This is a genomic window from Streptomyces venezuelae (assembly GCF_008642335.1).
GTDB lineage: Bacteria > Actinomycetota > Actinomycetes > Streptomycetales > Streptomycetaceae > Streptomyces > Streptomyces venezuelae_F.
Genome location: NZ_CP029191.1, coordinates 5,118,404 through 5,131,072 on the forward strand (window position 1 = coordinate 5,118,404; position 12,669 = coordinate 5,131,072).

Sequence of the window (12,669 nt, forward strand, 5' to 3'; positions counted from 1 at the left end):
CCGCGGGTCCCGGGGTCACGTCCCGGCGGGTCCCGCGAACCCCGTCGCCAGTACGTCCAGCGTCCGGTCGACCAGCGCGGGCAGGTCGTCCTCGTGGCCGCGCTCCGCCCAGTACGCCGCGGTCTCGGTGAGCGCGCCGATCAGGCCCATGGACAAGGCCCGCACCTCCAGGTCACCGGCGTCGCGGCCGGTGCGCTCCGCGATGATCCGGCACAGGACGCCACCGGTGACCGACATGCTCTCCAGCATCCGCGAGCGCACGGCGGGCACCTCGGTCATGAGCCTCGTCCGCAGCCTGGAGACCTCGGACTGCTCCGCGAAGCCGGAGCCGGAGCCGGAGCCAGAACCGGAGCCGGAGCCGGAGGAGACGGCTTGGCGCAGCACGACTCGCAGGGACTCCACGATCGGCTCGTCCGCCGGCCGCTCCCGCAGCCGCGTCTCCAGGAACGGGTCGGACTCATCCGTGAGGACGATGTCCTCCTTGGTCGGGAAGTAGCGGAAGACCGTGGACGGGGAGACCTCCGCCGCCTCCGCGATCCGCTCGACCGTCGTCGCCTCGTACCCCTGCTCCCGGATCAGCCGGTACGTCGCGTCCCGGATGGCGAGGCGGGTCTTGAGCTTCTTGCGCTCGCGGAGGCCCGGCCTGGGGGCGCCCGCGGGGGCGGAGGTACGTGCGGCCGTCATGCCGTCATTGTCGGACACACGAGAAAAGTGGCCACGGTCGGACCGCGGCCACTCGGGTGAAAACGGGGGGACGGAGCTTGGGGGTGGAGCTCAGCCGTGCTGGTAGGCCACCAGGGAGATGCCGACGTAGTGGATGACGAACGCCGCGAGCGTCAGGGAGTGGAAGACCTCGTGGAAGCCGAAGAACCGGGGGGAGGGGTTCGGGCGCTTGATGCCGTAGATCACGCCGCCCACGCTGTAGAGCACTCCGCCGACGATGACCAGGACGAGGACGGCGATGCCGCCCGTCCGCATGAAGTCCGGCAGGAAGAAGACGGCGGCCCAGCCCATCGCGATGTAGCACGGTGTGTAGAGCCAGCGCGGGGCGCCGACCCAGAAGACGCGGAAGGCGATGCCGGCGAGCGCCGCGCCCCAGATGCCCCACAGCAGCCACTGGCCCTTCGCCTCGGGCAGGAGCAGCAGGGTGAGCGGGGTGTACGTGCCCGCGATGATCAGGAAGATGTTGGAGTGGTCGAGGCGGCGCAGGACCGCGTCGGCTCTGGGGCTCCAGTTGCCGCGGTGGTAGAGCGCGCTGATGCCGAAGAGCAGGCAGGCGCTGAGGGCGAAGATGCCGCAGGCGATCCGGCCGCGGGGAGAGTCCGCGAGGGCCGTGAGCACGAGGCCCGCGATCACTACGGCGGGGAACATGCCCGCGTGCAGCCAGCCGCGCATCGCAGGCTTCACCGGCAGCGGCATGGAGTCCGGGGACGGGACGAGCGAGGGGTTGTCCGCGGAGTGCGGTGTCGCTTCGGGGACAGGGGCGGTCATGACGGCATCGTACCGACGGGCCTGTAAGCCAAACGTCAAACGGACGGCGAACGTCAAACGGACGGATCGGCGCCCACACCCCCGTACCCGTACAAGTGGCGATGCTCACGCCGCTCAAGTGTGAGGCCCTCTGGACAGATGCGCGAACGCGTCGGATGATCAAATGAGTGCGGTCGGCACCGGATGAGCGCCAAAGTAGGTACACGTGAAGCGTCCGGGTCGCAGCCCCCACGGGGCATACATTCCAAAAACCCCTCGATTAGGAGCAATCGTGGCGCGCGACATCGCGGCTCCCCTGCTGGCAGAGCCCCTGGGCACTGCCCCGACCAACCACCAGGAGCTGGCCTCCTGGGTGAACGAGATCGCCGAGCTGACGCAGCCGGACCGGGTGGTCTGGTGCGACGGGTCCGAGGCCGAGTACGAGCGCCTGTGCGAGGAGCTCGTCGCCAAGGGCACGTTCAAGAAGCTGGACCCGGTGAAGCGGCCGAACTCCTACTACGCGGCCTCCGACCCCACCGACGTCGCGCGCGTCGAGGACCGCACCTTCATCTGCTCCGAGAAGGAAGAGGACGCGGGCCCGACCAACCACTGGAAGGCCCCCGCCGAGATGCGGGAGATCTTCCAGGGTGAGAACGGCATCTTCCGCGGCTCCATGCGCGGCCGCACCATGTACGTCGTGCCCTTCTGCATGGGCCCCCTCGGGTCGCCGCTCTCCGCCATCGGCGTCGAGATCACCGACTCCGCGTACGTCGCCGTCTCCATGCGCACCATGACCCGCATGGGCCAGGCCGTCCTGGACGAGCTGGGTGACGACGGCTTCTTCGTGAAGGCCGTCCACACGCTGGGTGCCCCCCTCGCGGAGGGCGAGGCCGACGTGCCGTGGCCCTGCAACTCCACCAAGTACATCTCGCACTTCCCCGAGGACCGCGAGATCTGGTCGTACGGCTCCGGGTACGGCGGCAACGCCCTGCTCGGCAAGAAGTGCTACGCGCTGCGCATCGCCTCCGTCATGGCGCGCGACGAGGGCTGGCTCGCCGAGCACATGCTGATCCTGAAGCTGACGCCCCCGCAGGGCGAGTCGAAATACGTCGCCGCCGCGTTCCCGTCCGCCTGCGGCAAGACGAACCTCGCCATGCTGGAGCCGACGATCCCCGGCTGGACCGTCGAGACCATCGGCGACGACATCGCCTGGATGCGGTTCGGCGAGGACGGCCGCCTCTACGCGATCAACCCCGAGGCCGGCTTCTTCGGCGTCGCGCCCGGCACCGGCGAGCACACCAACGCCAACGCCATGAAGACGCTGTGGGGCAACTCCGTCTTCACGAACGTCGCGCTGACCGACGACGGCGACGTCTGGTGGGAGGGCATGACGGAGGAGACTCCGGCGCACCTCACCGACTGGAAGGGCAACGACTGGACCCCCGAGTCAGGCGTCCCGGCGGCCCACCCCAACGCCCGCTTCACCACGCCCGCCTCGCAGTGCCCGATCATCGCGCCCGAGTGGGAGGACCCCAAGGGCGTGCCGATCTCGGCGATCCTGTTCGGCGGCCGCCGCGCCTCGGCCGTGCCGCTGGTGACCGAGTCCTTCGACTGGCAGCACGGCGTCTTCCTCGGCGCGAACGTGGCGAGCGAGAAGACCGCCGCGGCCGAGGGCAAGGTCGGCGAGCTGCGCCGCGACCCGTTCGCCATGCTGCCGTTCTGCGGCTACAACATGGGCGACTACATGGCGCACTGGGTGAAGGTCGGCGCGGACAAGGCCGATCAGTCGAAGCTGCCGAAGATCTACTACGTCAACTGGTTCCGGAAGAACGCCGACGGCAAGTTCGTGTGGCCCGGCTTCGGCGAGAACTCCCGCGTCCTGAAGTGGATCGTGGAGCGCCTCGACGGCCGCGCCGAGGGCGTCGAGTCCCCCATCGGCATCCTGCCGACGGTCGACTCGCTGGACACCGAAGGACTCGACCTGGCCAAGGACGACCTGGAGTTCCTGCTCACGGTCGACAAGGAGGTCTGGCGCGACGAGGCCTCCCTGGTCCCCGAGCACCTCAACACCTTCGGCGAGCACACGCCCAAGGAGATGTGGGACGAGTACCGCGCGCTGGTGCGGCGCCTCGGCTGACCCGTCAGCCGTTCCGTTTCCGGCCGGGCCCCCGCACAACGGCGTGCGGGGGCCCGGCCGCCTGACACACCCGCATCTTGAACACCTTGCCTTCACATCCCTCACACAGGTTTCATGGTCCGCAGGTCGGCCCGCTGATCACTGCGGGCCGTCGATCGATCCTGTGGGGGGACGAGTTGAAGAGATCTCTGGGCTTACGACGGGTGACGGGCGCCGCGCTCGCGGTGGCCCTCGGCTCGGCAGGGCTGGTCGCCGTCGGGGCGCCCGCGGCATCCGCGGCGACACCGTCCGACGAGGCGGCGAAGCTGCCCATCGCGTCGTTCGGGGCGATGGTGGTCGACGACGCGCACGAGCGGGTCTACGTCACCGACGGGCGCAAGAGCGGTTCCGGGGCGAGCGAGGTCCTCGTCTACAACTTCGCCGGCCAGCGCGTCGGTTCGCTCGCCACCGACCAGCCGGCGTCCGGCATGGCGCTCAGCGCGGACGGCGCGACCCTGCACGTGTCGCAGTCCAACCGCATCCTGACGTTCGACACGGCGACACAGACGAGGACGGGCGCCGCGTTCGCGCCCTACGACGTGACCTGTGGCCGCGAGATGGCGGTCGCGGGCGGCAAGACGTGGTTCACGGAGACGCCGTACTCCGGCTCCTCGTACTGCGACCGGCCCGACAACATGGCCCTGCTGTACGAGGTCAAGGGCACGTCATCGGTCAGCACCGGGTGGAACAGCCAGGGACGGCTGCGCCTGGAGGCGGGCCCCGGCAACCCCGACCGGCTCGTGATGGGACAGGCGGGCGCGGGTCCGACGGCCGACGCGTTCCTCACTACGTTCGATGCCAGCGGCGACAGTCTCGTACGGGGCCCCTCCCGGCGGTTCGCCGACGCCGAGGGCAAGGGCGCGCTCGACCTGAAGGACATCGCGCAGAGCGCCGACGGCAAGCGCATCGCCGTGGCGGACGCCGCGTACGGCACACGGCTGCTCGACGCCGGTGACCTGGCGGACGCCCCGACGGCCTACCAGCCGCTGCCGGACGGCGCGAAGGCGTCGGCGGTGGCGTTCAGCGGCGACGGGAAGTACGTGGCGCGGGGCGCGGTCGCCGCCGGCAGCACGGCGGACCTGCTCATCCAGCCCGCCGACCCGAAGGACGGCACCACACCGCTGGAGTTCGCCTTCGAGGGCGACCTCGACGGGACGCGGGTCGTGCCGCAGGGGCTCGGCTGGGCCAAGGACGGCTCGCGGCTCTTCGCGGTGACGTCCGACGGCGGCAGCGGCCACTGGCTGCACGTCATCAAGCCGCCGGCCGCGCAGTACGACTCGCGCTTCACCGGCACGCTCACCACCACGCCTTCGAAACCCGTCGTCGGCGAACCCGTCGGGATCCGCGGCAAGTTGGAGCTGGACGGGCCCGCGGCCGCCGAGCCGGTGAAGGTCGCCGCCGTCCGCAAGGACGCCGACGGCACGCAGGAGCTGGCGGCCGCCAGGGTCGCGGCCGACGGCAGCTTCACCGTCCTCGACGTGCCGGACCGGGTCGGCGAGGCGACGTACACGCTGCGCTTCCTCGGCGACGTCACGCACCGCCCCGCCGAGGACGTCACGCTCACGGTGGACGTGGCCAAGGCGTCGACGGCCATCGAGCTGACCGCGCCCGCGGAGGCGACCCGCGCGGGGGGCGTCTCGATCACCGGCAAGCTGACCGGGCAGGGGCGCGCGCTGCCGTCCGGGATCAACCTGAAGGTGACGCGGACCGACCGGTTCGGCACGACGGGCGAGCTGACGTCGGCGTCGGTCGCGGCGGACGGCACGTTCAGCGTCAAGGACCTGCCCAGCAAGCGCGGCAAGACCATCTACACGGTGAACTACGCGGGCGACGCCCTGCACGAGGGCTCGTCCGCCACGGCGACCGTCAAGATCACCGCCTAGGCGGCCGGAACCCCCAGCTGTCGCCTGGTTGGTGGCACCCGGTCCGTGGCCTCCCCGGCCGCGGACCGGGGCCGATCAGGGGGCGCCGACGAGGCGCGAGGCGTCCGCGTGGGCGTCCATGCGCTCGGCGGCCAGGATCGCCGCCGCGGTGTCGGCACGGGACGCCGCCACCACCAGGGCGCGGCCCGCGAGGGCGTGGGCGCGCTGGTGCAGGGCGGAGATGTGGGGCTCGTGGACCGCGGCCGCGACGGCGGAGCGCGGCGGGAGCGCACCCCCGCGCAGCCGTGCCACCTGGAGCGCCAGCTGCTCGGCGGCGTCGTCGAGGGCGGCCGACGGGGACAGGGCGCGCAGCTCGTCGGTGAGGGCGAGCAGCGCCGCGAGGTGTCCGGCGAGCTGGATGTCCAGCTCCTCTTCGCGGGAGCGGTGCGGATAGCTCGCGTCGTCGGCCATCGTGTGGACCGACTTGGTGCGGATCGGCTCGTACATGGGATGGCCTCCAGACGGTTGCTTGAAAGCCATCCTAGCTTAGATCCTGTCTAAAGTTGAGTCGGTCCTAGTTCTGGGCGATCGGCGCTGGTCAGAGCCGGTCAGGGCTGGCTGTAGCCGTCCAGGAACGTGCCGATGCGGGTGACCGCCTCCGCGAGGTCCGTCGCCGTCGGCAGCGTCACGACGCGGAAGTGATCGGGCTCGGGCCAGTTGAAGCCCGTGCCGTGCACGACCATGATCTTCTCGGCGCGCAGCAGGTCCAGGACCATCTGCCGGTCGTCCTTGATCTTGAAGACCTTCGGGTCGAGCCGCGGGAACAGGTAGAGCGACCCCTTCGGCTTCACACAGCTCACGCCGGGGATCCGCGTCAGCAGGTCGTACGCCGTGTCGCGCTGCTCCAGGAGCCGGCCGCCCGGCAGCACCAGGTCGTTGATCGTCTGCCGTCCGCTGAGCGCCGCGACGACGCCGTGCTGGCCCGGCATGTTGGCGCACAGGCGCATGTTGGCGAGGATCGTCAGACCCTCGATGTACGAGGACGCGTGCGCCTTCGGGCCCGAGACCGCCATCCAGCCGACGCGGTAGCCCGCCACGCGGTACGCCTTCGACATGCCGTTGAAGGTGAGGGTCAGCAGGTCGGGGGCGACGGCGGCGGTCGGCGTGTGCGTCGCGCCGTCGTAGAGGATCTTGTCGTAGATCTCGTCCGAGCAGACCAGCAGGTTGTGGCGGCGCGCGATGTCGGTGAGGCCGCGCAGCATCGCTTCGTCGTAGACGGCGCCGGTCGGGTTGTTCGGGTTGATGATCACGAGCGCCTTGGTGCGGTCGGTGATCTTGCGTTCGATGTCGGCGAGGTCCGGCATCCAGTCCGCCTGCTCGTCGCAGCGGTAGTGGACGGCGGTGCCGCCGGACAGGGAGACGGCCGCGGTCCACAGGGGGTAGTCCGGCGCCGGTACGAGGACCTCGTCGCCGTCGTCCAGGAGGCCCTGCATGGCCATCACGATGAGCTCGGAGACGCCGTTGCCGATGAAGACGTGCTCGACGTCGGTCTCGATGCCGATGGTCTGGTTGTGCATGACGACCGCGCGGCGGGCGGCGAGGAGGCCCTTCGCGTCGCCGTAGCCGTGCGCGGTGCCGACGTTGCGGAGGATGTCCTCGAGGATCTCGGGCGGGCACTCGAAGCCGAAGGCGGCGGGGTTGCCGGTGTTGAGCTTCAGGATGCGGTGACCGGCCGCCTCCAGCCGCATCGCCTCCTCGAGCACCGGGCCCCGGATCTCGTAACAGACGTTGGAGAGCTTCGTCGACTGGATGACCTGCATGTCCGCGAGCTTACGGGCGGGTATCGCGGGCCGCCTCGTGTTTTCGGACACAAGGGGCGTCCCCGGGGGCCCGACGGAGCGTGCAGTTCCGCTCGATGGCGTCCTGTCAGCGGTCAGTTGTGTCCGTTTGTGGTCTTGTCCTCACGGCGTGGCGCCCCAACAATGCGCATGACAACGCCGAAGGAACTTCGGCCACTTAGTCATCTGAGGGGACCCCCACATGAAGAAGCCTCTCGTCGGTGCGTGCTTCGCGGCTCTGCTCATCGGAGCGACCGCGGCGCCCGCGACAGCCGTCGGCGACGAAGCGTCCGCGAAACCCAGCGTCAAGGCCGTCACCCTCGCGGGAACGGTGGCGCTGAGCAACTGTTCCGGCTCCGTGGTCCGCGTACCGAACTCCCAGCCCACCGACCCGGCCCTCGTCCTGTCCAACGGGCACTGCCTGGAGAGCGGCTTCCCCGCGCCGGGCGAAGTCATCGTCAACAAGGCCTCGTCCCGCAGCTTCACGCTGCTCAACAGCTCGGGCGGCCGCCTCGGGACGATCAGGGCCAGCAAGATCGCGTACGGCACGATGACCGACACGGACATGTCGCTCTATCAGACCACCAGCACCTACCGGGACATAGAGAGCCGGTACGGGATCAAGGCACTGGAGCTGAACGCGGCGCGGCCCGAGCAGGGCCGGAAGATCACCGTCGCCTCCGGGTACTGGAAGAAGCTGTACAAGTGCAGCGTCGACGGCTTCGCGTACCGCCTCAAGGAGGGGAGCTGGACCTGGAAGGACTCCGTCCGCTACACCCCTGACTGCCAGACGATCGGCGGCACCTCGGGCTCCCCGGTGATCGACGACGAGACCGGCAAGGTCGTCGCCGTCAACAACACCGGCAACGAGAGCGGCGAGCGGTGCACGGACAACAACCCGTGCGAGGTCGACGAGAACGGCAAGGTCACCGTGCGCGAAGGCATCAACTACGCGCAGCAGACCTACTGGATCGTGCCGTGCGTCGGCGCCGGCAACAAGATCGACCTGAACCGGGCGGGCTGCCAGCTGCCGAAGCCCTCCGTCAGGCGGTAGTCACCGGTGCGGGTGCCGTCCGAAAGCCCCTGCCGGGGTTCTCGGACGGCACCCGCACGTACGTCACAGGGCGGCGCGTGTCAGCCGTCGATCTGCTTGCGGTCGCTGCCGCCACTGATGTGGATCTTCCGGGGCTTGGCCCGCTCGGCGACCGGGATGCGGAGGGTCAGGACGCCGGCCTCGTACGAGGCGTCGATGCGCTCCGTGTCCAGGGTGTCGCCGAGGAAGAGCTGGCGGGCGTAGCTACCGGTGGACCGCTCGGCCGCGATCATCTCCACGCCCTCGGGGGCGGGGGAGCGGCGCTCGGCCCGGACGTTCAGTACGTGGCGCTCGACGTCGAGGTCGATCGACTCGGGATCGACGCCCGGCAGGTCGAAGTGGACGACGAACTCGTCCCCCGCGCGGTAGGCGTCCATCTGCATTCCGGCCGGACGGGAGCTGCTGAAGACCTGCTGGGCGAGTCGGTCGAATTCGCGGAACGGGTCGGTACGCATGAGCATCACGGGTCACTCCTCTCCTCGGATGTCGGGTGCGATGCCCTACGTCTTCTATATAGCGAGGGGAAGGAAACTTGACAAGCCCCGACTCAGGTTGAGTCGGGGCCTGTCGATCCGGGCCGTTGGTCCGGGGGTCTACGGGATGGAAAGGTCAGGCGTCGGAGTAGCTGAGGTCGCCCACGGTCCAGGCGCTCACGTCCGCCAGGGCGATGCGGTACATGCCGCCTGTCTCCGGCAGGCCCAGGCTGCCCTGGAGGATCCGGGCCAGGTGGAAGTGGAGGTGAGTGGGCGGCTTGGACGCGAGGGGCGGGCCGGAATCCGCCTCGGGGGACACGAACGCGGCGGCGAAGGGGCCGAGGCGGTCGGAGTCCTTCAGGACTTCGGCGACGCGCCGCCGCCACAGGGCCTCGGGGGCCAGCCGTCCGGTGATGACGGCACCGCCGACGACCACGGTGAGGGACATCTGATTGCTGTGCTCGGACTCCACCAGGGCGGCGATGTCGACGAGCAGCTCGTCAGGGATCGACATGACTGGTCAGCTTACCGAGGTGTGCGACCGCCCGGCCCGATACCTCCCCTGTCCGCCTGCGAAAAACTGTCACGGCTGCGTGAGGCATGCGCCGCTCCGTTGCTAGGGTTCCTGCGTAGCCAAGGAAAAGGTGCAGATGCCCCCGGAGACACCCTCGCGCGACCAGGACCGGTTCGACGACGAAGACTTTCCCGCGTACACCATGGGCCGGGCCGCCGAGATGATCGGCGCCACGCCCGGCTTCCTCAGGGCGGTCGGCGAGGCCCGGCTGATCACGCCGCTGCGGTCCGAGGGCGGCCATCGCCGCTACTCCCGCTATCAGCTGCGCGTCGCCGCGCGCGCCCGCGAGCTCGTCGACCAGGGCACGCCGATCGAGGCCGCCTGCCGCATCGTCGTCCTGGAGGACCAGCTGGAGGACGCGCTGCGCATCAACGAGGAGCTGCGCAGCCGTCCCGCGGCCGACACCGAATATCTGTGACGGCAAAAACAGAATTTCGCGTGATGTGCTGGGAGGGTTAATCGGCCGACAGGCCCAACGATATGAAAACCCTGCACGGACGGTCGTCGCGTGCTACTGTCGTTATCAGTTGCAGTTGTGGTTTCCAAAAACTCCGAGTGCTCGGTCGGCGATGTGTGCCGACAGGGCACTTTGTTTTGCCGGTCATGTCCGGACAGGGTAATCATCGCGGCGACGTGGAGTCCGTACAGTGCGGGCTTCCGGGCAATTGCCCCGAAGGAGATATGACATGGCTACTGGCACCGTGAAGTGGTTCAACTCGGAAAAGGGCTTCGGCTTCATCGAGCAGGAGGGTGGCGGCGCGGACGTCTTCGCCCACTACTCGAACATCGCCACCCAGGGCTTCCGTGAGCTGCAGGAGGGCCAGAAGGTGTCCTTCGACGTCACGCAGGGCCAGAAGGGCCCGCAGGCCGAGAACATCGTTCCCGCCTGACGTCTGACGCTCACGCGTATTTCGTAGCTGGGGCCCGCACCTTGGGTGCGGGCCCCAGCTCGTTGTGTTTTTCGGGGGCGGACAAAACCCCACCCCTCTTCCCGGCCGTAACCGCGGTAAAACCCGGTGGCCGGAATTGTTTTTCATTTGACCGGCCGTTCCTGCGAATCTCGGCACCACAGCGTGCCCGGTGAGAATTCCTCGACACGCGCCGCATCGAGGAAGGTTCGAGGTCCACATGAACCGCTCAACTCGCACGAACGGCCGCACCGCGCACGGATACAAGGGCTCCGGTGGCCGCAGCCGCAGGCCCTCCGCTCCGCAGGGGGAGTTCACGCTCCCGGCCACCGTCACCCCGGCCCTGCCGCCCGTCGAGGACTTCGCCGCGCTCGGTCTGCCGGACGGTCTGCTCACGACCCTCACCGCGCTCGGCGTCACCACGCCCTTCCCGATCCAGGCGGCCACGCTGCCGAACACCCTCGCGGGCCGGGACGTCCTCGGGCGCGGGCGCACCGGATCCGGCAAGACGCTCGCCTTCGGCCTCGCGGCACTCGCCCGCACGGCTGGGCAGCGCGCCGAGCCGCGCAGGCCCCTCGCCCTCATCCTCGTCCCCACCCGCGAGCTCGCCCAGCAGGTGACCGACGCCCTCACCCCGTACGCCAAGTCGGTGCGGCTGCGTATCGCCACCGTCGTCGGCGGCATGTCCATCGGACGGCAGGCCGGGGCGCTGCGCACCGGCGCCGAGGTCGTCGTCGCCACGCCGGGACGGCTCAAGGACCTCATCGAGCGGCGCGACTGCCGCCTGGACCAGGTCGCCGTCACCGTCCTCGACGAGGCCGACCAGATGACCGACATGGGCTTCCTGCCCCAGGTCACCGAACTCCTCGACCAGGTGCGGCCGGACGGGCAGCGCATGCTGTTCTCCGCCACCCTCGACCGCAACGTCGATCTCCTGGTACGCCGGTACCTGAACGACCCCGTCGTCCACTCCGTCGACCCGTCGGCGGGCGCGGTCACCACGATGGAGCACCACGTGCTGCACGTGCACGGCGCGGACAAGACCGCCGCGACGACGGAGATCGCCGCACGCGACGGCCGGGTCATCCTCTTCCTCGACACCAAGCACGCGGTCGACCGGCTCACCACGCACCTGCTGAACAGCGGGGTACGGGCGGCGGCCCTGCACGGCGGCAAGTCCCAGCCCCAACGTACGCGCACGCTGGCCCAGTTCAAGTCCGGCCAGGTCACCGCGCTCGTCGCCACGAACGTCGCGGCGCGCGGCATCCACGTCGACGACCTCGACCTCGTCGTCAACGTCGACCCGCCCGCCGACCACAAGGACTACCTGCACCGCGGCGGCCGCACCGCCCGCGCCGGCGGCTCCGGCAGCGTCGTCACCCTGGTGACGTCGGCGCAGCGGCGCGACATGACCCGGCTGATGGCCGCGGCGGGCATCCGCCCGCACACGGCCGCGGTCCGCTCGGGCGAGACGGAGCTGGCCCGCATCACGGGCGCGCAGCCCCCCTCGGGCACTCCGGTGACCATCCCGGCCCCGTCGAAGGCCCCCTCCGACCGAGGCGGCCCCCGCGGCCGCCGCCCCCGCGACGGCCGAGCCCGCCGCGCGTACGCGGCCCGCACCCGGACCGACACGGCGGCCTGAGCCGGGCCCCCTCCTCAGTGAGCGGCCCGGGGCGGACCGGGTCTCGCAAGGGCCGCCACCCCGGGCAGCCAGCCCAGGGCCAGGCCCCACAGCGCGCCGAACAAGGCGCCGGTCAGGGGGAGCAGGAGCCAACCCCATGGGCCCGCCTCGACCATGCGGGCCGCGACCATGCCTCGCCAGGCGCCCGCCGCCGCCGTGCCCGCGATCAGTGCCGTCCAGCCCGCGAGCAGGCGGCGGACGCGGCTTGCGGCCGGGCGCACGCGCAGGTGGCGGCGCATCCGGGCCGTCGCGGTCGCCACCAGGAGCAGCGCCGCGAAGTTCTCGCAGAGCTGCCAGGGCCAGTCCGTCGCGCCCAGCGGCGTCGCCCGCAGTCCGGGCAGCGCGAACGGCACGCCGAGCGCGCTCGGCACGACCGACAGGCCCGCCCGTGCCGTGAACGCCGTCAGCAGCGTCGCGCTGCCGTGCGCGAGGACGAGCAGCAGGCAGACGCACGCCACCACGGCCGAGGCGTCCGCCCGGGCCCGCAACGCGCCGATCACCCTCGTCGTCCGCATGGCGCGCCACTTTAGGGCGCGCAGGGTGCCGGGGACAGAGGTCCGGCCGGAAAAAGTGAACAACGCTCAGGTCTGTTGC

General features: G+C 70.3%; 13 protein-coding genes. 6 read left to right on the forward strand and 7 right to left on the reverse strand.

What is annotated here, in order from left to right; all coding sequences use genetic code 11:
* Positions 1 to 15: 15 nt before the first annotated feature.
* Positions 16 to 684 carry a TetR/AcrR family transcriptional regulator gene (locus DEJ49_RS23365; protein ID WP_150185940.1) on the reverse strand — a complete coding sequence of 223 codons (669 nt, stop codon included), beginning with the start codon at positions 682 to 684 and terminating at the stop codon, positions 16 to 18.
* A 90-nt stretch (positions 685 to 774) separates the two neighbouring features.
* Complete coding sequence (trhA, locus tag DEJ49_RS23370; RefSeq protein ID WP_150185941.1) at positions 775 to 1,491, reverse strand: PAQR family membrane homeostasis protein TrhA; 717 nt, start codon at positions 1,489 to 1,491, stop codon at positions 775 to 777.
* Between the two features lie 271 nt (positions 1,492 to 1,762).
* Between trhA and DEJ49_RS23375 the strand changes: the two genes are divergently transcribed.
* Positions 1,763 to 3,607, forward strand: coding sequence for a phosphoenolpyruvate carboxykinase (GTP) (locus DEJ49_RS23375; protein WP_150185942.1), 1,845 nt, complete (start codon positions 1,763 to 1,765; stop codon positions 3,605 to 3,607).
* 176 nt (positions 3,608 to 3,783) lie between these two features.
* The gene (locus DEJ49_RS23380) at positions 3,784 to 5,529 is read left to right on the forward strand and encodes an Ig-like domain repeat protein (protein ID WP_223832959.1); all 1,746 of its coding nucleotides are present in this window, start codon (positions 3,784 to 3,786) and stop codon (positions 5,527 to 5,529) included.
* A 75-nt stretch (positions 5,530 to 5,604) separates the two neighbouring features.
* Here DEJ49_RS23380 and DEJ49_RS23385 read toward each other — a convergent pair whose 3' ends face one another.
* Together DEJ49_RS23385 and DEJ49_RS23390 are read right to left on the reverse strand one after the other, a co-directional pair.
* Positions 5,605 to 6,015 (reverse strand): hypothetical protein, encoded by a 411-nt coding sequence (locus DEJ49_RS23385; protein ID WP_150185943.1) that lies wholly within the window; start codon positions 6,013 to 6,015, stop codon positions 5,605 to 5,607.
* Positions 6,016 to 6,116: 101 nt separating this feature from the next.
* Positions 6,117 to 7,328: a pyridoxal phosphate-dependent aminotransferase gene (locus tag DEJ49_RS23390; RefSeq protein ID WP_150185944.1), complete on the reverse strand. Its 1,212-nt coding sequence runs from the start codon at positions 7,326 to 7,328 to the stop codon at positions 6,117 to 6,119.
* Positions 7,329 to 7,548: 220 nt separating this feature from the next.
* Between DEJ49_RS23390 and DEJ49_RS23395 the strand changes: the two genes are divergently transcribed.
* Positions 7,549 to 8,400, forward strand: coding sequence for a serine protease (locus tag DEJ49_RS23395; RefSeq protein ID WP_150185945.1), 852 nt, complete (start codon positions 7,549 to 7,551; stop codon positions 8,398 to 8,400).
* 80 nt (positions 8,401 to 8,480) lie between these two features.
* Here the strand turns inward: DEJ49_RS23395 and DEJ49_RS23400 are convergent, their stop codons facing one another.
* Both DEJ49_RS23400 and DEJ49_RS23405 read right to left on the reverse strand, forming a co-directional pair.
* On the reverse strand, positions 8,481 to 8,900 hold the full coding sequence (locus tag DEJ49_RS23400; RefSeq protein WP_150188421.1) for an Hsp20/alpha crystallin family protein: 420 nt from the start codon (positions 8,898 to 8,900) through the stop codon (positions 8,481 to 8,483).
* Between the two features lie 148 nt (positions 8,901 to 9,048).
* Positions 9,049 to 9,426 (reverse strand): hypothetical protein, encoded by a 378-nt coding sequence (locus DEJ49_RS23405; RefSeq protein ID WP_150185946.1) that lies wholly within the window; start codon positions 9,424 to 9,426, stop codon positions 9,049 to 9,051.
* A 136-nt stretch (positions 9,427 to 9,562) separates the two neighbouring features.
* Between DEJ49_RS23405 and DEJ49_RS23410 the strand changes: the two genes are divergently transcribed.
* The 3 genes from DEJ49_RS23410 to DEJ49_RS23420 all read left to right on the forward strand — a co-directional run bounded on the left by DEJ49_RS23410 (position 9,563) and on the right by DEJ49_RS23420 (position 12,036).
* Positions 9,563 to 9,904: a MerR family transcriptional regulator gene (locus DEJ49_RS23410; RefSeq protein ID WP_150185947.1), complete on the forward strand. Its 342-nt coding sequence runs from the start codon at positions 9,563 to 9,565 to the stop codon at positions 9,902 to 9,904.
* Between the two features lie 268 nt (positions 9,905 to 10,172).
* Positions 10,173 to 10,376, forward strand: a complete 204-nt coding sequence (locus tag DEJ49_RS23415; protein WP_150185948.1) for a cold-shock protein — start codon at positions 10,173 to 10,175, stop codon at positions 10,374 to 10,376.
* Positions 10,377 to 10,614: 238 nt separating this feature from the next.
* Complete coding sequence (locus tag DEJ49_RS23420) at positions 10,615 to 12,036, forward strand: DEAD/DEAH box helicase (RefSeq protein ID WP_150185949.1); 1,422 nt, start codon at positions 10,615 to 10,617, stop codon at positions 12,034 to 12,036.
* 14 nt (positions 12,037 to 12,050) lie between these two features.
* Here the strand turns inward: DEJ49_RS23420 and DEJ49_RS23425 are convergent, their stop codons facing one another.
* Positions 12,051 to 12,590, reverse strand: coding sequence for a hypothetical protein (locus DEJ49_RS23425; protein WP_150185950.1), 540 nt, complete (start codon positions 12,588 to 12,590; stop codon positions 12,051 to 12,053).
* Positions 12,591 to 12,669: the final 79 nt, after the last annotated feature.